The sequence below is a fragment of the Polynucleobacter sp. 71A-WALBACH genome (genome assembly GCF_018882365.1).
Classification (GTDB): Bacteria; Pseudomonadota; Gammaproteobacteria; order Burkholderiales; family Burkholderiaceae; genus Polynucleobacter.
This window is the reverse complement of record NZ_JACVOP010000001.1, coordinates 454253-479865: the sequence shown is the minus strand read 5'-3', so window position 1 is coordinate 479865 and position 25613 is coordinate 454253. Positions and strand designations below refer to the sequence as shown.

Genomic DNA, 25613 nt, shown 5'->3' with positions numbered 1-25613 from the left:
TTTTACATTTGCTTAATGCGCTCAATCATCTCAGCGCCAAACTCCAAGTAGGCTTTGGCGCCACGAGATGACCGATCAAACGCCACCCCGGGAAGCCCATAAGACGGGGCTTCCGCCAGGCGGACGTTACGGGGAATGATGCTCTTGAATACTTTGTCGCCAAAGTGCTCCAGCAATTGATCTGAAACCTGTTGTTGTAATGTCATGCGCGAGTCAAACATCACGCGCAACAAACCAATGATTACTAAATCAGGATTTAAGTTTGCATGTACCTGCTTGATGGTGTTCACCAAATCTGATAACCCTTCCAACGCAAAATATTCACACTGCATTGGTACGATCACACCATTTGCCGCACACAATCCATTTAACGTTAACAATGAGAGCGCAGGGGGACAGTCAATCAAAATAAAGTCGTAGTCATTTGCAACGACAGCAAGCGCATCTTTCAATCGTTGTTCGCGAGAATCTAAATCTACCAACTCAATTTCTGCACCAGCTAAATCACGATTCGCTGGTAACACGTCGTAGCCAGAGCTCTCGCAACGCACCGCGGATTCTTTAACCGATGAGAGGCCGATCAACACTTGATACACAGTGCTGTTGAGATCTGATTTTTCAATTCCAGATCCCATCGTGGCATTACCTTGGGGATCCAAATCGACCAACAAAACACGTTGCTGATGCCCAGCTAAACCAGCGGCCAAATTAACAGCGGTAGTGGTTTTTCCAACCCCACCTTTTTGATTTGCAATACAAAATATTTTGGCCATAATTTTCTTAAAAAATGTCGCGCTTTAAAGGGGTAATTTTCTCACGGGGGATAGGACCAAAAGCCGACGCTCCACCGCTAAATTCGGAATCTGCAAGGGCTCATCAGCGACCAATCGCCAGTCGTCCATACAAACATCCTGCAACTCTTCATCCGCTCGCCTCGCTTTCATTGCAAATACCAGGCCATCAGGCTTGAGAAGGGGGAGGGAAAGCTCCAGAAAATGAGCAAGGTTGGTAAACGCTCTAGAAATCACTGCGTCAAACTGCCCCGGCCGAGATTTCGCCACAGCTTCGACGCGCTCGCTTAAAACTTGAATATTCTTCAAACCCAACTTGCCACGCACATGTTGCAAGAACGCAGTCTTTTTGCGGATAGCCTCAATCAAGGTCACGTGCCATTCTGGCTGCAAGATAGCAATAGGGATTGCCGGCAAACCGCCACCAGATCCAAGATCGGCAATTTTTGGGTTTTCTAAACTTAGAAACTGGCGCATTATTGGTAAAACTGTAATAGAATCAATGAGATGCAGACGAACAGAGTTCTTCTCACCCTCAATAGCAGTTAAGTTATGCACCTGATTCCAGCGACCCATTTCCTGTAAAAAGAGCTCTAAATCAGCAATGTTGGCCGGGCTGAGATTGAGACCTAAATCCTCAATCCCTAAAGAAACCAAATCATTACTCATGCGCTTCTTCTTGGGTGCGGCCTAAGCCCTTTTTAAGATGAACCAACAACAAGGAGAGGGCTGCAGGCGTAACACCAGAGATCCTACCAGCCTGACCCAAGGTGCCAGGCTTATGCAAATTGAGTTTTTGCTGCACCTCTTTAGACAAACCAATAACCTGGTTGTAGTCCAAGGCCTCTGGCAATGGGAAGGTTTCATTATGTTCTTGACGAGCAATCTCGACCGCCTGCCGATCTATATAGCCTTGATATTTAATGGAAATTTCAACCTGATCACTAATTTGCTGCGCTAAACCCAAGTCATCATCCAGGGTTCCTGGTGACCAAAGGCCTTCTGACAAACTAGTAACAGCCTCATAAGTGATGCCCGGGCGCCTTAAAAGGTCTGCCAAACTACATTCATGTGATAAGTCTTGGCCTAAAAGCTCAGATACAGCCTTTGCTGAACCATGTTTTGGACCAATCCAAATTTCTTGCAAGCGGGATGTTTCACGTGAAACAGCCTCTTGTTTCCTACAAAACGTGCTCCAGCGGTAATCATCCACTAAACCAAGTTCCCGGCCAATCGAAGTCAGACGCATATCCGCATTGTCTTCACGCAAGCTCAGGCGGTATTCAGCGCGGCTTGTAAACATGCGGTATGGCTCCTGAACGCCCAAGGTAATGAGGTCGTCCACTAAAACGCCAATATAGGACTCGCTACGTTTAGGTAGCCAAGGTTCCTTGCCCTGCGATGCTAAGCCCGCGTTAATGCCCGCAAGCATTCCTTGGGCTGCCGCCTCCTCATAGCCAGTTGTGCCGTTAATCTGGCCGGCGAAGTACAGGCCAGAAATAGCCTTGGTCTCCAAACTATGGCGCAAATGGCGTGGGTCGAAGAAATCGTACTCAATCGCGTAACCAGGGCGCACAATCACCGCAGACTCTAAACCACGGATACTGCGAACCAAGTCCCACTGGACATCAAATGGGAGGCTAGTAGAAATTCCATTAGGATAGAACTCATTCGTTGTTAGGCCTTCCGGCTCCAAAAAGATCTGATGGCTATTTCTAGAGGCAAAGCGGTGAATCTTGTCCTCAATAGAGGGGCAGTAGCGCGGGCCAACACCCTCAATTACTCCTGTATACATTGGGGAGCGATCTAGCCCGCCTCGAATAATGTCGTGTGTTTGCTCATTTGTATGAGAAATCCAGCAGGGAACTTGCTTAGGATGCTGCTCTGGTCGACCAAGGTATGAGAAAACGGGCACAGGATCTAAATCCCCCGGCTGTTCCAGCATGACCGAGAAATCAATGGTTCGCCCATCAATCCGTGGTGGGGTGCCCGTTTTTAGTCTTCCCTGGGGAAGTTTCAACTCTTTTAACCTGGCAGATAAGGAAACCGCTGCTGGGTCGCCAGCTCTTCCACCAGCATAGTTATTTAAACCCACATGAATCTTCCCATCCAAGAAAGTGCCAGCCGTTAGCACCACCTTCTTGGCCATAAACTTCAGGCCCATTTGGGTTACCACGCCCTGAACCTCGTCGCCCTGCACAAGTAGATCATCTACCGCAGCCTGAAAAAGAGTCAGATTTTGTTGGTTCTCGAGGCGGCGGCGAATTGCTGCCTTATATAAAACCCGGTCACCTTGTGCGCGGGTCGCGCGCACAGCTGGGCCCTTGCTTGAGTTCAGTATCCGAAACTGGATACCAGCCTCATCAGTAGCCGCCGCCATGGCGCCACCCATAGCGTCAATCTCTTTAACTAGATGGCCCTTGCCAATACCGCCAATTGAGGGGTTACAACTCATGGCGCCTAAGCTCTCAATGCTATGGGTAATGAGAAGCGTGTCACATCCCATGCGCGCGGCCGCAAGGGCAGCCTCAGTTCCGGCATGACCGCCGCCAACCACAATGACATCGAAATTCTTTGAATAGCGCATGATTTGCCTCAGATAGGGCGATGATCATAGCATTTTGTTGGTTTCACGTGAAACAAATACATTTCCTAGTAATGAAATATATCTTTTATATTTTATAAGTCATTGATTTTATTGATATTTTATAAAATATGGGCCTTCTCTATAGGCTCACTCGGGTAATCGATCAACAGAATAGATACTTTATCTAGATGGGCCGCTTGGAAGACTCCTTAAATGAGTACGGCGCCGAAGCGCCGCATTAAAACCCCAATAGGATAAAAACCTAAATCAAATCTACTTCTTAAAGAGGTGTGTAATTTCGCCAACAACCCCGCGACGAAATGCTAATACACAGATCACGAAGATAAATCCGGTGGCAATGGTGCTCCAAGAACCAATATTGGCTAGGTAGTTTTGCAAACCAACCACAATGCCAGCACCAACTACAGGACCAAGGATGGTACCCATGCCACCAAGCAGGGTCATTAAAACTACCTCGCCCGACATGTGCCAATGAACATCGGTCAATGTTGCCAACTGGAAGACTAGGGTTTTTAAAGAACCAGCTAAACCAGCAAGCGCAGCTGAAATTACAAAAGAGATCAATTTAAACCGATCGACGTCATAACCCAAAGAAATGGCACGAGGCTCATTCTCACGAATAGCCTTTAAAACTTGGCCAAAAGGAGAGTGAACGGTGCGCACAATTAATGCGAACCCCAACAAGAATACCGCCAGCACAAAGTAATACATACTCACGTCATCTTTTAAGTCAATTAACCCAAATAACATTCCACGAGGAACGCCTTGAATTCCATCCTCACCACCGGTGAATGGAAGCTGCACAGCCAAGAAGTACACCATCTGAGAAAGGGCTAAGGTCACCATCGCAAAATAAATGCCTTGACGACGAATTGCTAAAGAACCAATTAGAAGGCCCAGCGCGCCCGAACCCAGCACTCCCAAAACAATTCCAAACTCAGGTGATAAGCCGGCCTCTTTGCAAAGATATGCCGTAATGTAGGCGGAGGTTCCAAAAAATGCGGCATGACCAAAGGAGAGGAGGCCAGTAAATCCCAATAACAAATTGAAAGCGCAAGCAAAGAGTGCGAAACACAGCACCTTCATTGCAAACACTAAATAAATAAAGTCTTGGAAAGGTAAGAGCAGGGCAATGAAAACAAGAATGCCGTAGAGTAGTTTTGTTTTTGAATTCATTTTATTTCTCCCGACCGAAAAGTCCAGCGGGACGAATGAGCAACACGATTGCCATGATCACAAAAATCACTACGCCAGATGCCTCGGGATAAAACACTTTAGTTAAACCTTCAATCAAACCCAAAGCAAGGCCAGTCAAAATAGACCCCATGATGGAGCCCATTCCGCCGATTACCACCACTGCAAAAACCACAATAATGAGGTTTGAACCCATCAATGGGTTGACTTGAAAAATAGGTGCGGCCAAAACACCAGCAAAACCAGCAAGACCCACACCGTAGGCATAGGCCAAAGAAATCATTAAAGGAACATTAATACCAAAGGCCTGAAGTAATTTAGGATTTTCCGTACCAGCACGAAGGTAGGCGCCCAATTTAGTTCTCTCAATCACATACCAAGTGGAGAAACAAACCACCAAAGAAATGACCACTACCCACAAACGATACTTGGGCAAAATAATACCGATCGACTCTAAAGGGATGGCACCTTGCAGCAACTCGGGGGCTGGATAGCTCTCACCAGAGATACCATACCAATGACGGAACATACCCTCAATGATTAAAGCCAGGCCGAAAGTAAGTAGCAAGCCATAAAGATGGTCTAGGTGATAGAGGCGTCTGAGCATTGTGCGCTCAAGAATTAAACCGAAGCCCGCCATAACCAAGGGAACCAAAATTAATGCGAACCAATAATTAATTGAGAATTCCGGAAAGCCAAACCATTGACCCACCTGAGTCAGACCAATCCACGCGACGAACGCTCCCATCGTATATTGCGCACCATGCGAAAAATTGATGATATTGAGCAGGCCAAAAATAATGGCCAGACCCAAACTCAATATGGCATAAAAAGAGCCATTAATCAGCCCCACCAAGAGCTGAGCAACCAGCCCTTGTGGGGTGATACCAAGAAGTTCAAACATACTTGATTTCTAAAAAATTACTTGTTAACCAACTTACACTTCGACTGAGAAAGCGGCAAAGTAGCTTCAGCGGCGGGGATCGTAGCGCGTACATAGTAGTAATCCCACGGGCTCTTAGAGTCAGAAGGCTTCTTCACTTCCAAGAGATACATGTCATGCTCAAACTTACCGTCAGCCCGGATCTTGCCCTTGAAGAGACCGTCATCAATATTGGTGGATTTAAGCGCCTTCATCACAGCTTGAGTATCATCAGTGCCCGCTTTTTGCACTGCGTTTAAATAAGCGAGAACAGATGAATAAACACCAGCCTGAACCATGGTTGGCATACGCTTATGTTGCAAGATAAAGCGCTTAGAGAATGCGCGGGTTTTTTCGTCTTTATCCCAATAGAATCCTTCGGTCAGGTACATGCCTTGTGCAGCATTTAAACCCAAAGAGTGAACATCGGAAATAAACATCAACAAAGGAACAACTGTTTGCTTTTTGTTAATACCAAACTCAGAGGCTTGTTTAACAGTATTAATGGTGTCTTGGCCCGCATTTGCTAAAGCAACTACATCGGCGCCACTAGCTTGCGCCTTCAGCAGATAAGAGGAGAAGTCGCTATTAGGGAATGGGTGCTTACTGGTTCCCAAAACTTTACCGCCATTAGCAGTTACAACAGCGGTTGCATCTTTCTCTAAGGCCGCGCCAAAAGCGTAGTCTGCAGTAATGAAGTACCAATTCTTTTTACCCTGCTTAACAATCGCCTTACCTGTACCGTTTGAGAGCGCATAAGTATCGTAGGCCCAATGAACATTATTAGCCGTGCATTTTTCATTGGTAATAGGTAAAGAGCCAGCTCCAGATACCAGTGTAATTTTATTTTTTTGCTCTGCAACTTCCATTACGGCTAGGGCAACGTTGGTGGACACCAACTCAACAATGACATCAACACCATCCTTGTCATACCACTCACGCGCTTTGTTTGCGGCAATGTCTGCTTTGTTTTGGTGGTCAGCACTAACTAACTCGATTTTTTTACCAATAACAGTGCCATCTTTTGAAAAGTCAGCAATCGCCATTTTTGCTGCAATGACGGCACCAGGACCAGCCAAATCAGAATAGGTTGAAGATAGATCAGTCAATACACCAATTTTGATTACGTCGCCGCTGACTTTAGGTGTTTGGGCAAAGGCTGGATTTGAACCAAAAAAGGTTGCCGCCACCAGACACGCGGTAATTTGCTTTAACTTCATTGTTGTCTCCTATAGATAACCACTAAACACCAAGATACTCATTTAATAGGCTTGCCTTCTCAGTAAGCTCATTTTGATTGACAACCTCAACTACGTTGCCGTGCTCAACCACATAATGACGGTCAGCTAAAGGCGCTGCGAAGCGAAAATTTTGCTCTACCAACACAATGGTGAAGCCCTTATTACGCAGGCTCGTTACCACCTCACCCAGTTTTTGAACAATCACCGGAGCCAGGCCCTCGGTAATCTCGTCAAGCAACAATAGTTTTGCGCCCGTCCTCAGAATGCGCGCCATTGCAAGCATTTGCTGCTCGCCACCCGACAATCTAGTACCAGGGCTATTGCGTCTCTCATAAAGGTTGGGGAACATTTCATAAATCTCATCTAATCCCATGCCGCCAGGAGCTATCTCTGGCAACAACATCAAGTTTTCTTCGGTACTTAAGCTCGCAAAGATACCGCGCTCTTCTGGGCAAAAACCAACCCCCAAGCGTGCAATTCTGTACGTAGGCATTGCAATAGTTTGCTTGCCGTAAACCTCTACCGATCCCGTTCTTTTGCTAGTTAAGCCCAAGATAGTTTTTAAAATAGTGCTGCGGCCAGCACCATTGCGCCCCAAAAGGGTAACCACCTCACCATCACGTACGGCAAAGTTCACACCATGAAGAATGTGAGACTCCCCATACCAAGACTCAAGATTTTTGACTTCAAGCGCCATGTTGCTCATAGGTTGTCACCCCCATGACTGCCCATATAAGCCTCTATCACCAAGGGGTTGCTTGAGACCTCATGATAGGAGCCCTCAGCCAAGATAGATCCCCGTTGCAATACCGTAATACGGTCTGCAATAGAAGAAACCACCTTCATATTGTGTTCAACCATCAAAATAGTGCGGCCTTTAGCGACTCTATCAATCAATTCTGTGACACGCTCTACATCCTCGTGCCCCATTCCCTGTGTTGGCTCATCCAAGAGCATTAATTCAGGCTCCATTGCCATGGTGGTAGCGATTTCTAGGGCTCTTTTACGTCCGTAAGCAAGGTTTAAGGTCTCCTCATGGGCAAAATCAGCCAAACCAACCTCACACAAAAGCTCCTCAGCACGCTCATTGAGAACATTAAGAGAGTCCCCAGACCTCCAAAAATGAAACTCCGTACCTAGACCTCGCTGCAGTGCAACACGAACATTTTCCAAGACGCTAAGGTGTGGAAAAACGGCGGAGATCTGAAACGACCGAACAACCCCACGTCGCGCGATTTGAGCGGGCTTTTCTTTGGTGATGTCAAAACCATTAAATAAGATTTGGCCACTGGTGGGCTCTAAGAATTTTGTGAGGAGATTAAAGCAGGTAGTCTTACCAGCTCCATTGGGTCCAATAAGGGCGTGAATAGTTCCTCGAGCGACATCTAAATTGACATCACTCACAGCGGAAAAGCCTTTAAAGGTTTTTCCAAGGCCAATTGTTTTTAATATTGTTTCTTGCAAGCTCAAATCCTTATACCCTTCCATGGGCAAGAGTTTGAGAATACCTTAAGAGAGCATTTACTAATATAGCAATAACCCTAAACACTCGAAGGGTGTGGTGATTAATTTCTATGCGTGTTTTTTAGAAAAACTTGAATTGCTGACATTGCCACTTCATCCAAAACATCCATGGGAACCCTTTGGGCCCCTTGAATAATCATGAGGGCATAAGGTTTTGCAAGTGCCGCCGCCTCTGGGCACAAATGAAGCTCTTCACCTACCGCGGGAGATTGGCTGCGCCAATAATTGATGGCAGCCTCTAAATCTTGAATACTAACAAACAACATTTTCTACGGGTTACTTATTGTCAAGGGATAGCATAGTGCCACGGCATTTTTTTGCACCGCAACGACACTCGTAATCTTTTTTCATTTGCTTGGTAACGCGACCCTCAACATCAAGCGAGTAGTCATAAAAAAGCTCTTCGCCCAACTTAAGGTCTCGTTTAGCATAAATAAAAACGCGGGGCTCTCCATCAAAACTATCTTCCCGGGTTTCACAACTTGGTTTGCATGAGTGATTAATCCAGCGGGCGGCATTACCACCATACTTGGCATCAATGCAACGGCCATCTTCCAATGAAAAGTAAAAGGTATGGTTTGGATCTTTTGGATCATGTGGGTGCCGTTTCTCAGCCAACTTCCAACTAATACGCTCGCCCTTGTACTCAATGATGGCATCGCCTTTTTTAATTGGCTTTGCTACAAAAACACCCTTTCCATGAATGGGTGAAGACTTAACAATAATGCGTGAACGATCAATTTTAGGGATTACTAATTTCTTTTTGCTCATTTAAGTCAAACATCCAGGTTGCGGGCAATTAGGGCATTTTTCTCAATAAACGCGCGGCGCGGTTCAACCTCGTCACCCATCAAGGTAGTAAAAACTTGATCCGCAGTAATAGCATCTTCAATTTTGACTTGGAGCAAGGTGCGTGAGTTAGCATCCATTGTGGTTTCCCATAACTGTGATGGGTTCATCTCACCAAGACCCTTGTAACGCTGACGGCTAAGTACGCGTTCCGCCTCAGAGAGAAGCCAGGCAAAAGCTGCTCTGAAGTTTTGAATAGCTTGTTCCTTTTGGTTTTTGTCTGGGTCGCCACGGCGTACCTTTGAGCCTGGCAATACTTTTCCAGATAAAACCGCAGCAGCGTTTGCCAGACTTTGATAGTCATCACCATGAACAAAGTCGGAGTTAATAGCGGACAACTTGAGGTTTCCATGAATACGGCGGGATAGTAGCAACTTAAAGCGATCGGTTCGCTCTTCCTTTTGCACAATAATTTCTGGGGGCAAAGCCAAGGGATTTAGAGAGTCCGCTAGCGCGACACGAAGGCGCTCTGCAGATTCTTGTGCGGACGCTTCTGTATCTAAATTTAACTGCGTACCAGAAGCAATGGCGCGCAAGGCATCCTCATCAATGGTTCGGGAAAGGCGATCCACAATGGATTGAATAACTTGATAGTGTTTGGCCAACTCTCCCAATGCAGCGCCCTCGATAATTTCACCAGTAGGCGTTTGAAGTGATGCTGACTCAAGAGCAATTTTTAAGAGAAGTTGATTAAGCTCAGCATCATCTTTAATGTACTGCTCATTCTTGCCAAACTTGACCTTATATAAAGGTGGTTGCGCAATATAGATGTGACCCCGCTCAATCAACTCAGGCATCTGCCTATAGAAGAAGGTAAGTAAAAGTGTGCGAATGTGGCTTCCATCGACGTCCGCGTCGGTCATGATAATGATGCGGTGATAACGCAGTTTGTCGGCCTTATATTCTTCAATACCGATACCCGTACCAAGCACAGTAATTAAAGTTACCACCTCTTGGCTGGCCAACATTTTGTCAAAACGCGCTTTCTCAACGTTGAGAATTTTTCCCTTAAGGGGCAGAATTGCTTGAAAGCGGCGATCACGTCCCTGCTTCGCAGAGCCTCCCGCAGAGTCTCCCTCGACAATAAATAATTCAGATTTGGTTGGATCTTTTTCTTGGCAATCAGCTAATTTTCCAGGAAGGCCCAAGCCATCCAAAACACCCTTGCGTCGCGTCATGTCACGCGCCTTACGTGCCGCTTCGCGGGCACGTGCTGCATCTACAATTTTCCCGCACAGAATTTTGGCATCAGCTGGGCGCTCTTGCAAATAAGCACTTAGAGCCTCAGCAACAATTTCTTCAACAGGTCCACGAACCTCGCTAGAAACTAATTTGTCTTTTGTTTGGCTTGAAAATTTAGGCTCAGGAACTTTAACCGATAAAACGCAGGCAAGGCCCTCACGCATATCATCGCCAGAAATTTCCACTTTCGCTTTTTTTGCTACCTCATGCTCATCAATGTATTTATTGATGACGCGCGTCATCGCCGCGCGCAACCCAGTAAGGTGGGTACCACCATCACGCTGAGGAATATTGTTCGTAAAACACAATACTTGCTCGCTAAAACTGTCATTCCACTGCATAGATACTTCAGCAGTAATGTTGCCACCCAAATCCGAGGGGCGCATACCCTCTGCATAAAAAATATTTGGATGTAGAACATTTTTTGTTTGATTGATATATTCAACAAAACCTTTTACACCACCAGAGAAAGCGAAATCCTCTTCTTGACCAGAGCGTTGATCAATTAATTTAATGTGAACACCGTTATTTAAGAACGAGAGTTCACGAATACGCTTAACAAGAATTTCATAATGAAACTCTATGTTTCCAAAAATATCTTCATCAGCTAGGAAGTGAACCTCAGTACCAGATAATGTAGTGTCACCAACTACAGTGATTGGTGAAATTGCAACACCATTTTCCTCTTGAATATTGGGATTCTGAATAACGCCACGGGCAAACTCCATGTAGTGAGCTTTACCGTCACGACGGATGGTTAACTTTAACCATTTCGACAATGCATTAACGCAACTTACACCAACGCCGTGCAGACCGCCGGAGACTTTATAACTATTCTGGTCAAACTTACCACCAGCATGTAACTCGGTCATTACAATCTCAGCTGCACTTCTTTTAGGCTCGTGTTTATCGTCGTATTTAATGCCAGTTGGAACACCGCGACCGTTGTCAACAATAGAGATTGAGTTATCAGTTTGAATGACAACAGTAATCTCAGTGCAATAACCTGCTAAGGCCTCATCAATAGAGTTATCTAAAACCTCAAAGACTAAGTGGTGCAATCCTGTTCCATCGGAGGTGTCTCCAATGTACATACCTGGGCGCTTACGAACAGCTTCAAGACCTTCTAAGATTTGAATTGATGATGCACCGTACTGCTCAACTACTTTTTTTTCTTCAGTCATTTTTTTCTAAATTAAATACGCATTGGCATCACAACATACTTGAAGTCTTCCGAACCAGGTAAGGTAATCACCGCACTGCTGTTGGCATCACCCAAACTAATTTGAATTTTTTCATTCTTCAAGTTTGACAAAACATCTAACAAGTAACTTACGTTGAAACCAATTTCTACCGCGTCACCAGCATATTCAGTTTCAATCTCTTCTTGCGCTTCTTCTTGCTCAGCATTGGTTGATTGAACAGTAATTCGATTAGGTGATAGAGAAAAACGTACACCCTTAAATTTATCAGTGGTAAGAATTGCGGCGCGCTGCAACGCGGATTGCAGAACATCCCGACCGACCACCAATGAGTTTTTGTGACCTTTAGGTATTACGCGCTGAAAGTCGGGGAATTTACCTTCAACCAACTTTGAGATCAACTCAATATCACCAAAAGTAAATTTCACCTGGTTTGATGTGAGACTCATTTCCAACATCTCATCAGAGTCTTCTAGGAGGTGCTGACACTCGAGAATGGTTTTACGAGGAATAATAATTTCCTGTCTCTGACCAGAGCCCACTGGGGCCTCCGCCAACTCAACCTGCGAATAGGCTAAACGATGACCATCGGTTGCTACAGCAATCACCTGCTTGCCCTCAACAACCAACAACATGCCGTTAAGGTAATAACGAATATCTTGTTGCGCCATTGCAAAATGAACTTGACTAACCAGTTGACGAAAACTTTTTTGAGTCATTTTCCAACTAGCAGTCACCTCACCCACACTTTGCATCACAGGAAATTCTGTGGCAGAGAGGGTTTGTAATGAGAAGCGGCTTTTACCGCTTTGGACGACCATCTTATTGTCTTTAAGATTTAGCGCTACAGGACCCTCAGGAAGGGCGCGCAAGATATCAAGTAACTTTCTAGCAGCAACAGTAGTGGTGACATCCTCTGTACCAACACCAAAATTCGCATTGGTCGTAATTTGGATCTCTATATCCGTTGATATAAACGATACCTTATCCCCCTGCTTTTTAAACAACAGGTTCGCCAAAATAGGTAAGGTGTGTCTACGTTCAACAATGCCACTAACAACCTGAAGTGGTTTTAATAAACTGTCACGTGAAGTGTTTACGAGTTGCATTGCTTTTAAATCCTTGTATATATCTTATTAGTAGTAGTAATAAGGCTCGTTATTTCGGTGGATAACTCAAAAACCGTATATAAAACAACCCATTAAAACCAAAAAAACCTGTGGAAAACTTTTGTATAAACACTGTATAAATATTGGATAACTTTTCATCAACACCCTATTTTTGCATGAAGCGTGGGCTTTCCACAATTTATCCACATGTTGTCCCCAAAGTTATCCAATAAGTCATCCACAACCTTATCCACAGGCAAAAACCTATGATTTAAGGGTTTGTTCAATAACGTGGATTTCATGATTAAGCTGCCCATCATGGGAGCGCTCTTCGCCAATCTTCCGAACAGCGTGCAAAACAGTGGTGTGGTCTCGTCCACCAAATAGCTCACCGATCTCTGGGAGGCTTTTTTGGGTCAACTCCTTAGCCATAAACATCGCAATTTGCCTCGGACGAGCTATATTTGCCGGACGCTTTTTAGAGTACATGTCGGCAACCTTGATGCTGTAAAAGTCTGCCACCGCTTTTTGAATGTTTTCTACTGAAATCTGTCGATTTTGTATTGATAGCAAGTCTTTTAGGGCCACCCTGGCCACGTCAATCGTGACCTCTTTACCGTGGAAGCGAACAAATGCCAAAATCTTCCTTAATGCGCCCTCTAGCTCGCGTACGTTAGATCTTAGGTGCTTTGCCACAAAAAAGGCTACGTCCTCACTCATAGGGATGCCCTCGCTCAGGGCCTTCTTCATTAAAATAGCAACCCGCATCTCAAGTTCGGGGGGTTCGATGGCAACAGTTAAACCCGAGTCAAAACGTGAAATAAGACGATCATCTATTCCAGCCATTTCTTTTGGATAGGTGTCACTGGTAATAATGACCTGAGCTTTGTTGCTTAAAAGCGCCTCAAAGGCGTAGAAAAATTCTTCCTGCGTACGTGATTTACCGCTAAAAAATTGAATATCGTCAATCAATAACAGGTCTAAAGAGTGGTAATAGCGCTTAAAACGATCAAAAGCCTTTTGTTGATAAGCCCTAACCACGTCAGATACATACTGCTCAGCATGAATGTATCGAATTCGAGCGTTAGGCTTCTCTTTGAGTAGGTGGTTTCCAATCGCATGGATTAAATGGGTCTTACCTAAACCCACCCCGCCATATAAAAACATTGGGTTGTAAGAGGTGCCCGGGTTGTGGGCAACCTGAATTGATGCAGCCCTTGCAAGTTGATTGGCTTTTCCGGTTACAAAAGTCTCAAAAGTAAGGTTTGGGTTGAGTTTAGAGTGGTCTTCTATCTCAAAAGCCCGCTCCTCTGTAGAGGTGCTATCTGGGCCAATTACAAGCTCTTGTGGCTCAAGCTTTTCCTGGGGTGTGAGGACTTCCATGGCTTGGGTGCTCGACCCATCGACGTTCAAAATAAAACTAAGTGTGATTGGGTGTCCAAAGTACTGGTCTGCCATCTCTTGGAATCGGTCAGAAAAAGTCTTCTTTATCCAATCTAGTTTGAATCTATTTGGTGCCCCAACAATGAGTGATTGCTCACTTTCATCATAAGAAACCAAACTCAAAGGTTGAATCCAGGTTTTAAATTGTTGGGGGGAGAGCTCGCGCGCGAGAGCACCAAGGGCGCCGTCCCAAAACCCCAGTGGGCTAAGTGAATTCAATGTGGGGGGATTCTGTAAGTTACTCATATTTTTGGAGGATCCATTGTAGCGATCCCCCAAAGTTATCCACAAGCTAGAAAAACGTGGAAAACCTGTGGATAAGTTGTGTATAAAACTAAAAAAATGAGAAAAATCAAGGGCTTGGTAAATGTAACCTTATAAAATAGAGAAAAATACCTATATATTCTTCCGTAGCGGTTGACCTTTTGCTGTGCAACAAGGAAAATACGTGGTTTTGCAGGATGAATCATGAAAAGAACATACCAACCCTCAGTAACACGTCGTAAACGCACTCACGGATTCCGTATTCGTATGAAAACTAAGAGTGGACGCGCAGTATTAAACGCTCGTCGCGCTAAAGGCCGCAAACGTCTAGCCGTTTAATTTAGAAGTTGAATAGCGCTAGGATTTCTGAGTTACTAAAAACACGCCCCAAGACAAGTTTGTATTGGGGTTTGTATTTGGCATCCGCTGATCAGGGCGCGAAACCAGATTTAGGTATTGCGGTAGCTAAAAAACTAGCTAAGCGTGCGGTAGATCGCAACCAATTAAAGCGCATGATCCGAGAACTAATCAGGAGCGCGCAGGCCACAAACCTCAGCAGCGATGTTGTAGTGAAGCTAAAAAAACCAATTGGTCGCGAAACCCGTGGCAGACTCAGAAACAAAGAAAAAGATATTCTGCGAACTCAAATTGCAGGGCTAATTTAACGTGCACCTACTAAACAAAGTTGCCATTAAGGCTGTGAGACTCTATCAAATAGCACTTAGCCCTTTCGTTGGTATGCATTGTAAATTTGAGCCCTCTTGCTCCCAATATGCATGCGACTGCTTCGCGAACTATGGATTTTTAAAAAGCTTTAGGCTAATGGTGTGGCGTGTTTTGCGTTGCAACCCATGGTCACAAGGCGGACACGACCCCGCGGTAAAACCAACACATCATCATTAAGTGAATGCAAATGGACTTTAAAAAAACAATTCTTTGGGCAGTCTTTTCTATGTCCGGCCTCATGTTGTACAACAACTGGCAGGTTCACGAAGGAAAGCCATCGATGTTTGGTGGAAGCCCAACAAGCACTGCCGTTGTAGCGGATAAAGCGCCACCGGCCAAAATAGATATTCCATCGCCAGTACAAAACCCAAACATTCTGGCGCCGAACCAAGCGCCTGCTGTTGTTGCGGGCGCAATAGAAACATCCGAAAAATTTGTTTTACAAAACGATGTATTGATTTTAGAAATCAGCGCCAATGGTGGCAACATTATTGATGCGAAGTTGCCGAAACAACTTACCGCAGAAAAAAAACCAGTTGAGCTATTCCAATATCTACCCAATCACAAATATTTTGCGCGTTCTGGCTTAATTGCTTTGGGCAATGCAGACTTACCCAATCACACTAGTGCATTTAAATTGGTGCAGTCTGGTAAAGATGGGTCTGGAAAACCTTTTATTGTTCTAGCTAGCGAGCGCAATGGCGTAAAACTAGAGAAGACATTTATCTTAAGTCCGGGTAGTTATGTTGTTGATGTTGGGCATCGCATTACTCAAAGTAATGCAAATGCAGCGCCTTTAGTTCTCTACACTGAGATTGTTCGCGATGCTTCACAAGAGCAAAAAATTGGACCCTTTGGTGGCGCATTCTCAGCAAGCACGTTTACTGGCCCAGCCGCTTATACCGAAAAAGAAAAATTCAATAAGCTTGAGTTCACGGCTATTGATAAAAACAAAATTACCATCCCAACCCAAGTACCAGCTGGAGACCCGGCATGGATCGCCATGGTTCAACACTATTTTGCTAGCGCCTGGATTCCTGGCGACAAAATGGCGCGTGACATATATGCGGGAAAGATTGATAACAACCTTTACCGTATTGGCATGCAAACCCCGCTTGGTGTAATTGCGCCAGGATCAACAGTGGTTGAAAAAGCAAAACTATTTGTAGGGCCTCAAGAAGAAAGTGTTTTAGAAACAATTGCCCCTGGATTTGCTTTATTAAAAGATTATGGCTATCTCACTATTCTTGCTAAACCTATTTTTTGGTTGCTAGAAAATATCCACGCATATGTTGGTAACTGGGGTTGGTCAATTATCCTGTTAACCATTTTGATTAAGTTGGTGTTCTTCCCACTTTCCGCAGCAAGCTATAAGTCAATGGCGCGTATGAAAGAAGTGCAGCCAAGACTGATTGCAATGAAGGAGCAATATAAGGGTGAGCCACAAAAACTAAATCAAGCGATGATGGAGATGTATCGCAAGGAAAAAATTAATCCTTTGGGTGGTTGCTTGCCGGTAGTGATTCAGATCCCCGTATTTATTTCTTTGTACTGGGTTCTGTTGTCTTCAGTAGAAATGCGCAATGCACCGTGGATTGGATGGATTCATGATCTATCAGTCCCAGACCCGTATTACATTTTGCCGATCATCATGGCTGCCTCCATGTTTGTTCAAACCAAATTAAACCCAACGCCACCAGATCCAATTCAGGCTAAGGTGATGATGTATATGCCGCTCGTATTCTCGGTGATGTTCTTCTTCTTCCCTGCGGGCTTGGTTCTGTACTGGGTAGTGAACAACTTACTTTCGATCGCTCAACAATGGCAGATCAATCAAATGTTTGGAAAGAAGCCGGCTAAATAAAATTTTTAGCTGCCTATAGATATAAGGAGTACCCGCAATGATGACTAGAAAGCTACCCATCATTGCGGTTGCCACCGCTCCAGGCAAGGCTGGCGTTGGCGTCATTCGTATTAGCGGGCCTCAGCTTTTGCCAATGGCCGAAGCTTTATTTCAAAAATCGCTTGCTCCTCGTCAGGCTAACCTTCTCACACTCCGTGATGCTCAAGGCGCCTCGATCGATCAACTCATTGCTATTTACTTTGCGGCCCCCGCCTCCTTTACTGGGGAGGATGTCTTAGAGCTGCAATGCCATGGTGGGCCACAACTCTTAGAGCTGGTCATGAAGCGATGTCTCGAGTTAGGAAAAGACCGGGGCCTAGTAATTGCGGAGCCGGGAGAATTTTCCTTGCGCGCCTATCTCAACAACAAAATCGATTTAGCTCAAGCGGAGGCTATTGCGGATTTAATTGATGCTCAAAGTGAGGCCGCAGTTCGCGGTGCGGCACGCTCATTGCAGGGCGCTTTCTCAAACGACATCAATAGTCTGATTGAAGAAATTACCCAGCTACGCATTTTGGTGGAGTCCACCCTGGACTTCCCCGAAGAGGAGATTGAGTTTTTAGAGAATGCTCAAGCTCGCGAGCGCCTTGGTACGGTGATGAAAAAGTTGCGTGCGCTAAGAGAGGGCGCAAAACAGGGAAAGATATTGAGGGATGGTATTCAGCTGGTTTTAGCTGGCGCACCCAACGTAGGAAAAAGCTCTCTTCTTAATCGACTGGCTGGTGAAGAGGTAGCCATCGTCACTCCGATCGCTGGAACTACACGAGATCGCGTTAAGGAGAGCATCACTATTGGCGGCGTCCCCATGCACATCATTGATACCGCTGGATTGCGAGAAACTAGCGATCTAGTTGAGGCAAAGGGTATTGAAAGATCTTGGGAGGCCATTCGGGCCGCTGATTTGGTTATTTTTCTGCAAGCACCAGGCGCCTCGGACGTAGCGCAAGCCACAGAGGTTTCCGAGTTGAAAACCCAAATATTGAAAACCCTTCCATCCAAATGCCCCGTTTTAGAGGTCAACAATAAATCGGATTTGTCAGGTCTGCCTATCCCCAGTCAAGGTAAAAACCCTCCCTTATTCATTTCAGCCAAGACTGGGGATGGTATCGAGACCCTAAAACAGAAAATCCTAGAGTCTGTAGGCTGGGGTGGCTCTCAAGAGGGCGCCATTGTGGCGCGTAGGCGGCACTTAGATTGTCTGGATAGGGCAGCTAACCATTTGGAGAAATCTCAACAATTCGCAGCAGATGGCAACATATCACTGGAGTTGTTTGCAGAAGAGCTCCGTTTAGCGCAAGATCAGCTTGGGCAAATCACTGGAAAACTGCTTCCAGATGATCTTTTGGGCAAGATATTTAGCCAATTTTGTATTGGTAAATAAAGGGTTTGCACTTGGTAGGCCCATCCCTAAAAATATGCCCAAAATGTTAAAATAGTGCGATTAAAAATATTACATTTCATAGGACTCTCATGACTATCAACACCAATGCACCTGAGTACGTAAAAAATCAAAAACTGATTCAATGGGTGGCAGATGTAGCCGCCTTAACTAAGCCTGACAAGATCCACTGGTGTGATGGTTCCCAGTCTGAATATGATGAATTTTGTGAGCTTTTGGTAAAGGCGGGCGTATTCAAACGCCTTAATCCAGCCAAGCGTAAAAACTCATTCTTAGCATTGTCTGATCCTGATGATGTAGCTCGCGTTGAAGATCGTACCTTTATTTGTTCTGCAAAAAAAGAGGATGCAGGCCCAACTAATAACTGGGTAGAGCCAAGTGAAATGCGCGCCACCCTCCAACCATTGTTTGATGGTTGTATGCGCGGTAGAACAATGTACGTAGTGCCATTCTCAATGGGCCCAATTGGCTCCCCAATCGCCCATATTGGCGTTGAGCTTTCTGACAGCCCATATGTTGCTATCAACATGCGCCTGATGACCCGCATGGGCAAAGCAGTGATTGATCAGCTTGGCGCTACCGGCGAATTCGTTCCTTGTATCCATACAGTTGGTAAGCCTTTGGCTGCTGGTGAAAAAGACGTTGCTTGGCCTAACAACAAAAACAAGTACATTGTTCATTACCCAGAAACTCGTGAAATCTGGTCTTTCGGATCTGGTTATGGCGGCAATGCCTTACTGGGTAAAAAGTGCTTTGCATTGCGCATCGCTTCAAACATGGGGCGCGACCAGGGTTGGTTAGCAGAGCACATGTTGATCTTGGGTGTGACTTCACCCGAGGGTAAGAAATACCATATCGCTGCCGCATTCCCGTCAGCTTGTGGCAAGACCAACTTCTCTATGATGATTCCTCCAAAGGGATTTGAGGGCTGGAAGGTCACTACAGTTGGTGATGACATTGCATGGATCAAGCCGCGCAAAGATGCCGTTACAGGCAAGACCCGCTTGTTTGCGATTAACCCAGAGTCCGGCTACTTTGGCGTTGCTCCAGGAACCAATCGTCAAACCAATCCAAACTGTCTCGACTCATTAAATCAAGATGTGATTTTCACTAACGTTGGTTTAACTGATGATGGCGATGTTTGGTGGGAAGGGTTGACCGAGACCCCTCCAGCGCATTTAATTGATTGGCAAGGCAAAGACTGGACACCTGCTGACGGTGCTGCTGGCCGCAAAGCGGCGCATCCAAATTCACGTTTCACCGTAGCCGCTACTAACAACCCTGCGGTTGATCCTAATTGGGATGATCCAGAAGGCGTCGCGATTGATGCGTTCTTATTTGGTGGTCGTCGTTCAAATACTGTGCCGCTGGTGAGTGAAGCGCGCGACTGGGTAGAGGGCGTTTACATGGCCGCAACAATGGGTTCTGAGACTACTGCTGCGATCACGGGCCAAGTAGGCGTTGTTCGTCGCGATCCTTTCGCAATGATTGCGTTTGCTGGCTACAACATGAGTGATTACTTCCAACACTGGTTGAACATCGGTAGCAAGCTTGCTGCTGAGGGCGCTGTGTTGCCAAAAATCTATTGCGTGAATTGGTTCCGCAAAGATGAAAGTGGCAAGTTTGTATGGCCTGGTTTCGGCGAAAACATGCGCGTACTTTCTTGGATCTTGGGTCGTGCCGAAGGCACAGCTAAGGGCACAGAAACAGTATTTGGTATTTGCCCAGAACATGCTGATATGCATTGGGATGGTCTTGATTATTCGTTAGAAAAATTCGAGAAAGCTATCACTGTTGCTGTTGACGATTGGAAGAACGAGCTCAAACTACATTCTGAATTATTTGAGCATTTAGGCGAGCGTTTGCCTAAAGAATTAATCGAAGCCCGCAGCAAAATTGAGAAGCGCTTAAACGCCTAGGCATCCCCTAGAAATTTAAGAAGCCTTTTTAACAACATTTTTATTTAATGACCTCTCCCCAACACCATGACATCGTGGTGATTGGGGCAGGCATTGCAGGTGCAAGCATTGCCAGTGAGCTGCTTGAGCGTGGTCAAACGGTATGCATAGTTGAATCCGCACCTAACCCTGCATCAGCATGTTCTAGCCACTCCTACGCTATTGCTCATCCCCATGTTGGTCGTGGCGCCCCCCGTTTATTACGCTTAACTCGCATTGCATTTTTGATGGCTGAGGCTCGCTGGGGCCATATTTGGAATCAGCATGGCATATTTCAGCCAAGCAAGAAAGATAAGATTTTTAATCGTGATGATGTCGCGAGTTATCTGCAATCACTCGATCATGACGAAAGTATGGCGCAAGCGCTTTATGCGCATCAAGCACTGCAAGCCTGTGGAGTGAATCAAGACGGCATTTGGCTTCCACGGGGCGCATCACTCAATTTATCGGAAGCAACCAAAGATGCGCTAAAGCCTCATCCAAAACTCAATTGTTACTGGAATACCTCTGTAGCAAGATTGGAGAAAGCTGATTTGGGCTGGAAGTTATTTGACTTCCAAAATCAGGAAATCATGACTGCCGACAAGGTCATTATTGCTGCAGCGCTTGAAACCAAAAAGTTAGCCGCTAGCATAGGTGTTCGACTTCCCTTGAGGCCAGTACGTGGACAGCTGAGCATTTTTTCTGTAGCCGCAGATAGTGTATGGACACCTCTGCTACCAAGAACTGCAATTTCGGGTGATGGATATTGCCTGCCGTCAAAACAATTGGCTGATAGAAGTTATGAATGGATTGTGGGCTCAAGTTTTGATGAAGGAGAGTCTGATCTTCAAGATTGGGATTCAAGCGATGACTTTAATCGCGAGCAGGCAAGGGGTCTGCTGAGTTATGCGGAGGGTGATATCAGCCAGCTTCAAAAGGCTGGAAGCTTTGTGGGCGTTCGCTGTGTAGCTGGCGATCGTCTGCCGATTATTGGTGCGCTTGCTCAGCGCCCAGGGATATTTTTGGCAACAGCCCTGGGATCGAGAGGTGCGCTTTGGTCGGCCTTAGCGGCCAAACTCATTACCGCTCAAGTGCTCGAAGATGACTTTGCTTTGCTAGCGCGTTTGGGCTTTGCCACAGACTTAGTTGCCGCGCTTGCACCCGCTCGCTTCTTCGCAGGAGCTTTAGCGACAGCACCAGCTTTAGGTGCCTTTGCTTCGAACTCAAAACCAATTTTGCCATCCGTACCTAAAGCTAGGTAGGCTTTAAAGCCGCGCCCGGTACGATTAGATTTGAAATTCGTCAGCAAATCGGTTTTACCTTCAGTGAGCAATTTTTGAACTTGCTCAGCAGAAATTTCTTGTTGCAAAACGACCTTGCCTGTTTTGAAATCGCATGACTTATTTGGGCCGGTATTATTTTCACAAAGGTAACGCATGCCATCTTCATATACGGCACCAGAGCATTTTGGACAAACACCCAAAGCCTGCCGACCTGTAAAGTCAATTGCCTCAGACTCATCTTCTTGATTGTTACCAAAATCAAACTCAAGCTTAAAGCCCGCGTTTGGATAATCGGCATCATCTTCAGGAATTTCGCTTAACTTAATAATTGCCGCAAACGGCCTTCCCATCTTGCTACGGAATCCCTGCAACGGCCCAATGGTTTTTTCACGAAGCAATTCTTCTACTTCTGGGTATTCGAATGCGCGCCCACCCGGAGTTTTGCTAATCGTAAAGCCACATTTCTCACAGGCAAAGCGACGATAATTTTCTTTAACAGCGCCCTTACAGTGTGGGCACGGCGTAGACATAGTCGCATAGTCACCAGGAATGGTGTCACTGTCATATTCTTTTGCGCGCTTGACGATACGTTGCGTCATCTGTGCAATTTCTTGCATAAAGGTGTCGCGATTCATCTCGCCACGCTCAATCAAGGAGAGTTTATTTTCCCAGTTACCTGTGAGATCGGGCCTGGTTAATTCTTCAACATCTAAGCCACGCAAGAGTGTCATTAATTGGAATGCTTTAGCGGTGGGAATGAGTTCACGCGCTTCGCGAACCATATACCTTTCTGCAAGTAAGCCCTCAATAATGGCTGCACGCGTTGCAGGTGTGCCCAAGCCTTTTTCAGCCATGGCTTCACGCATGTCATCATCATCTACCCATTTACCAGCACTCTCCATTGCAGACAATAATGTGGCTTCTGTATAGCGGGCTGGTGGTTTGGTTTTTAGCGGAACCGCAGCGATAGATTCATTTTGGACAGTTTCACCTTCTTGCACCGCCACTAATTCATCATCGGCTTGATTGGATCTACCATAGACCGTTAGCCAACCCGGCGTGACTAGTACGCGACCCTCTGTCTTAAAGTGATGCCCTGATGCCTCGGTGATGCGGGTGGTGACGCGGAATTCAGCCGCAGGATAAAACACGGCTAGGAAGCGACGAACCACTAAGTCATAAAGCTTTTGCTCTGGCTCGCTAAGGGTCTTTGGAGACTCTAGTGTGGGGATGATTGCAAAGTGATCGGATATTTTTGAGTTATCAAAAATCCGTTTGTTGGGTTTGATCCAGCCATATCCCGCCTTAGCTTTTGGATCTTTCGGGTCGCCTTGCAAAATTTGCTTAGCGAATGCCCGATATTCTTGAGAGTGCTCAGCCAGATTTTCCATGGTCTGCTTCACGGTATCTAGATAGTCCTCGGGCAGGGCCTTAGCATCTGTACGTGGATAGGTCAGCACTTTGTGACGCTCGTAAAGCGCTTGGGCTAGACCCAAGGTATTTTTAGCGGAGAAGCCAAAGCGCGCGTTCGCTTCACGCTGCAGACTGGTTAAATCAAACAGCTGAGGCGCTAGTTGGGTCGCCGGCTTAGCTTCTTCCTTGACACTTGCTTTTTTATCGCGACACGCAGCGACAATGCTCTGTGCGGCAGCTTCGCTCCAAAGGCGATTCTCGCGCGCGTCAGGTATAGCCGCATCTTTCTTAAACTTGGGATCAAACCAGCGGCCTTCATACACGCCAGCTGCGGCAATGAACTCCGCTTTCACTTCCCAGTAGTCTTTAGAGATAAATTTACGGATGAGTTCTTCACGCTCAACTACGATCGATAGCGTTGGTGTTTGTACTCGACCAACTGTCGTCAGAAAGAATCCACCACTTTTGCTGTTGAATGCTGTCATGGCGCGAGTGCCGTTGATGCCGACTAGCCAGTCTGCTTCAGAACGGCAGCGTGCCGCGTCTGCGAGGGGCTGCATGTCGGCATCGCTGCGCAGAGAGGCAAAGCCATCTCGAATGGCTGCGGGCGTCATTGATTGCAGCCAGAGGCGCTTAATGGCCTGTGGCGCTTTTGCATGCTGCGCAATCAGGCGGAAGATCAACTCACCTTCGCGGCCCGCGTCACACGCGTTAATGAGCTCATTAATATCTTTGCGCTTAATGAGTTTTTGCAACACCTTAAGCCGTGACTCCGTTTTAGCTATAGGGCGTAAATCAAAATAGGGTGGCACAACCGGAAGGTTTGCAAACGACCACTTGCCACGTTTGACATCAAATTCCTCGGGGGCAGCGATTTCCAGTAGATGGCCAACTGCAGAAGAAATAACAAAGTCATCGCTCTCGAAATAGTCTTCGTATTTAGTGAAGCCACCCAAAGCTTTGGCAATGTCATTTGCAACGGAAGGTTTCTCCGCAATGATCAGCGCCTTAGGATGATCAACGGTTGAAGTCTTTGGGCTGCTTTTTTTGGTAGATGCTTTAGTTGCCACGCGTTTTGCCTAAATTTGAGCTAAAAATGATGTTTTTAATGGGTGAAAAAGGGGGATCAATTTAAACCAATTCTTGGGCCGATCCTCCCCGAACCCTTTTTTATTATTAACCGATAAATTGACAAAAGTCCAAAACCCCCATTTTTTGATGATTAACTAGGCCTTATTAAGGGGCTTAATTTTGCCAAAATAGCGCTTTAATTGGCCTTAAATAGGGTTTTTTCCTATTTTGGCAGCTCCTCAAGAATATCTTTTGGGGATTGGACTAGTTTGGCGCCCTGCTGAAGTAGTTGGTGGCACCCGCTGGATAGTGGGTGATGTATCGAGCCTGGAATGGCAAAAATTTCACGACCCAGCTCACAGCCCAGTCTGGCTGTAATCAGTGAGCCAGAGCGCTCAGCAGCCTCGATTACCAGGATTCCCAAGGATAGGGCTGCAATGATGCGGTTTCTGCGGGGGAAGTGCCAGGCCTTTGGCCCGACTCCTGGTGCAAGCTCAGAAATCAGAAGCCCGCTGTTACCAATGGCGTGCGCTAGTTCTAGATGCTCCTTTGGATATACGAGGTCTAGCCCAGTCCCACATACCGCGATAGTCGGGCGGTTCTGTTCCGGCCCAAGTGCCCCCAAGTGGGCGGCACCATCAATGCCCTTTGCCAACCCAGAAACAACAAGATACCCCTCTGCAGATAGGGCTTGAGCAAAGTAGTGGGCATTTTTGAGTCCTTCGGGGCTGGCAGCGCGTGACCCAACAATGGCGATCATGGGCAAAGTCAGCAAATCAATATCCCCATATATATAGAGTGAATTGGGCGGGTCGTATAAATCCAGCAAGCGAGCCGGATAGCTAGGAGCATTTCGTTGTATTTGGGTGATGTGTGAGGTTTTGGGGATGTGCATAAAGCAATTTTCGGCATAGGGAGGAATAGAACTATCGGGACAGTCTGATTACTCTGTTGGATAATTCCCATATGGCTTTATTAACCGTCCTTTGCTATCCAGATCCACGCCTACACAAGGTTGCCAAACCTGTGGCTCAGGTAGACGCACGCATCAAAAAAATTGTGGCCGATATGGCCGAGACAATGTACGAAGCCCCTGGAGTTGGTTTGGCTGCAACGCAGGTCGATATTCATGAGCGGATCGTGGTGATTGATGTCTCAGAAAATCAAGATGAGTTGATGGTGTTCATCAACCCAGAATTGGTTTGGGCAAGCCCGGAAAAAAAATCCTGGCGCGAGGGCTGTCTCTCTGTTCCAGAGTATTACGACGAAGTTGATCGCCCAGCAGTTGTGCGAGTAAAGGCCCTTGACATCAACGGCAAAGAATTTGAGGTAGAGGCAGACGGTCTGTTATCGGTCTGCTTACAACACGAAATGGACCACTTGCAAGGCAAGGTATTTGTTGAGTATCTCTCGATGTTAAAGCGCAATCGCATTTCTCTCAAAATGAAAAAGCGCGCAAAAGAATTAGTAGGCGAGCGCTAAGCGCCCA

Annotated in this window: 22 protein-coding genes and 1 pseudogene; 8 read left to right on the top strand and 15 right to left on the bottom strand. The window is 46.1% G+C overall.

Annotation, left to right across the window (positions count from 1 at the left end; all coding sequences use genetic code 11):
- Positions 1-2: 2 nt before the first annotated feature.
- From ICN42_RS02450 to dnaA, 13 genes are all read right to left on the bottom strand, one after another.
- Entirely contained in the window at positions 3-773 is a 771-nt protein-coding gene (locus tag ICN42_RS02450) for a ParA family protein (protein WP_216250429.1), read from the bottom strand.
- Positions 774-797: 24 nt separating this feature from the next.
- Positions 798-1460 carry a 16S rRNA (guanine(527)-N(7))-methyltransferase RsmG gene (gene rsmG / locus ICN42_RS02445; protein ID WP_216250426.1) on the bottom strand — a complete coding sequence of 221 codons (663 nt, stop codon included), beginning with the start codon at positions 1458-1460 and terminating at the stop codon, positions 798-800.
- Entirely contained in the window at positions 1453-3378 is a 1926-nt protein-coding gene (gene mnmG, locus ICN42_RS02440) for a tRNA uridine-5-carboxymethylaminomethyl(34) synthesis enzyme MnmG (RefSeq protein ID WP_216250421.1), read from the bottom strand. Before mnmG ends, rsmG begins: the two co-directional genes overlap by 8 nt.
- A 273-nt stretch (positions 3379-3651) precedes the next feature.
- Positions 3652-4575, bottom strand: a complete 924-nt coding sequence (locus ICN42_RS02435) for a branched-chain amino acid ABC transporter permease (RefSeq protein WP_216250418.1) — start codon at positions 4573-4575, stop codon at positions 3652-3654.
- A gap of 1 nt (position 4576) precedes the next feature.
- Positions 4577-5497, bottom strand: a complete 921-nt coding sequence (locus ICN42_RS02430; RefSeq protein ID WP_216250415.1) for a branched-chain amino acid ABC transporter permease — start codon at positions 5495-5497, stop codon at positions 4577-4579.
- Between the two features lie 17 nt (positions 5498-5514).
- A complete protein-coding gene (locus ICN42_RS02425) occupies positions 5515-6735 on the bottom strand; it encodes an ABC transporter substrate-binding protein (protein WP_216250413.1) in 1221 nt (406 codons plus the stop codon).
- A 22-nt stretch (positions 6736-6757) separates the two neighbouring features.
- A complete protein-coding gene (locus tag ICN42_RS02420) occupies positions 6758-7462 on the bottom strand; it encodes an ABC transporter ATP-binding protein (RefSeq protein ID WP_216250410.1) in 705 nt (234 codons plus the stop codon).
- Positions 7459-8244 carry an ABC transporter ATP-binding protein gene (locus ICN42_RS02415; protein WP_216250408.1) on the bottom strand — a complete coding sequence of 262 codons (786 nt, stop codon included), beginning with the start codon at positions 8242-8244 and terminating at the stop codon, positions 7459-7461. The genes ICN42_RS02420 and ICN42_RS02415 overlap by 4 nt, the downstream gene beginning before the upstream one ends.
- Before the next feature lie 77 nt (positions 8245-8321).
- Positions 8322-8546, bottom strand: a complete 225-nt coding sequence (locus ICN42_RS02410) for a DUF3717 domain-containing protein (RefSeq protein WP_216250405.1) — start codon at positions 8544-8546, stop codon at positions 8322-8324.
- Between the two features lie 10 nt (positions 8547-8556).
- Positions 8557-9051: an SET domain-containing protein gene (locus tag ICN42_RS02405; protein ID WP_216250401.1), complete on the bottom strand. Its 495-nt coding sequence runs from the start codon at positions 9049-9051 to the stop codon at positions 8557-8559.
- A 5-nt stretch (positions 9052-9056) separates the two neighbouring features.
- Positions 9057-11555 carry a DNA topoisomerase (ATP-hydrolyzing) subunit B gene (gene gyrB / locus ICN42_RS02400; RefSeq protein WP_216250398.1) on the bottom strand — a complete coding sequence of 833 codons (2499 nt, stop codon included), beginning with the start codon at positions 11553-11555 and terminating at the stop codon, positions 9057-9059.
- 11 nt (positions 11556-11566) lie between these two features.
- A complete protein-coding gene (gene dnaN, locus ICN42_RS02395; RefSeq protein WP_216250393.1) occupies positions 11567-12682 on the bottom strand; it encodes a DNA polymerase III subunit beta in 1116 nt (371 codons plus the stop codon).
- A gap of 264 nt (positions 12683-12946) precedes the next feature.
- Positions 12947-14371, bottom strand: coding sequence for a chromosomal replication initiator protein DnaA (gene dnaA / locus ICN42_RS02390; protein WP_216250390.1), 1425 nt, complete (start codon positions 14369-14371; stop codon positions 12947-12949).
- 222 nt (positions 14372-14593) lie between these two features.
- Between dnaA and rpmH the strand changes: the two genes are divergently transcribed.
- From rpmH to mnmC, 7 genes and pseudogenes are all read left to right on the top strand, one after another.
- The gene (gene rpmH / locus ICN42_RS02385) at positions 14594-14728 is read left to right on the top strand and encodes a 50S ribosomal protein L34 (protein WP_011903922.1); all 135 of its coding nucleotides are present in this window, start codon (positions 14594-14596) and stop codon (positions 14726-14728) included.
- 8 nt (positions 14729-14736) lie between these two features.
- Complete coding sequence (rnpA, locus tag ICN42_RS02380) at positions 14737-15054, top strand: ribonuclease P protein component (RefSeq protein WP_216250387.1); 318 nt, start codon at positions 14737-14739, stop codon at positions 15052-15054.
- Between the two features lies 1 nt (position 15055).
- Positions 15056-15292 carry a membrane protein insertion efficiency factor YidD gene (yidD, locus tag ICN42_RS02375; protein ID WP_216250384.1) on the top strand — a complete coding sequence of 79 codons (237 nt, stop codon included), beginning with the start codon at positions 15056-15058 and terminating at the stop codon, positions 15290-15292.
- Between the two features lie 10 nt (positions 15293-15302).
- Positions 15303-16979 (top strand): membrane protein insertase YidC, encoded by a 1677-nt coding sequence (gene yidC / locus ICN42_RS02370; protein WP_216250382.1) that lies wholly within the window; start codon positions 15303-15305, stop codon positions 16977-16979.
- Positions 16980-17019: 40 nt separating this feature from the next.
- Positions 17020-18399 (top strand): tRNA uridine-5-carboxymethylaminomethyl(34) synthesis GTPase MnmE, encoded by a 1380-nt coding sequence (gene mnmE / locus ICN42_RS02365; RefSeq protein ID WP_216252845.1) that lies wholly within the window; start codon positions 17020-17022, stop codon positions 18397-18399.
- 89 nt (positions 18400-18488) lie between these two features.
- Positions 18489-20336: a phosphoenolpyruvate carboxykinase (GTP) gene (locus ICN42_RS02360; RefSeq protein WP_216250378.1), complete on the top strand. Its 1848-nt coding sequence runs from the start codon at positions 18489-18491 to the stop codon at positions 20334-20336.
- Between the two features lie 47 nt (positions 20337-20383).
- Positions 20384-21385: pseudogene (mnmC, locus tag ICN42_RS11880) on the top strand (FAD-dependent 5-carboxymethylaminomethyl-2-thiouridine(34) oxidoreductase MnmC); the annotation flags it as partial.
- A gap of 59 nt (positions 21386-21444) precedes the next feature.
- Here the strand turns inward: mnmC and ICN42_RS02355 are convergent.
- Entirely contained in the window at positions 21445-24123 is a 2679-nt protein-coding gene (locus tag ICN42_RS02355; protein ID WP_216250375.1) for a DNA topoisomerase III, read from the bottom strand.
- A gap of 224 nt (positions 24124-24347) precedes the next feature.
- Entirely contained in the window at positions 24348-25019 is a 672-nt protein-coding gene (gene dprA / locus ICN42_RS02350; protein WP_216250372.1) for a DNA-processing protein DprA, read from the bottom strand.
- Between the two features lie 71 nt (positions 25020-25090).
- Between dprA and def the strand changes: the two genes are divergently transcribed.
- A complete protein-coding gene (gene def / locus ICN42_RS02345) occupies positions 25091-25606 on the top strand; it encodes a peptide deformylase (RefSeq protein ID WP_216250369.1) in 516 nt (171 codons plus the stop codon).
- The last annotated feature ends 7 nt before the right edge of the window (positions 25607-25613 follow it).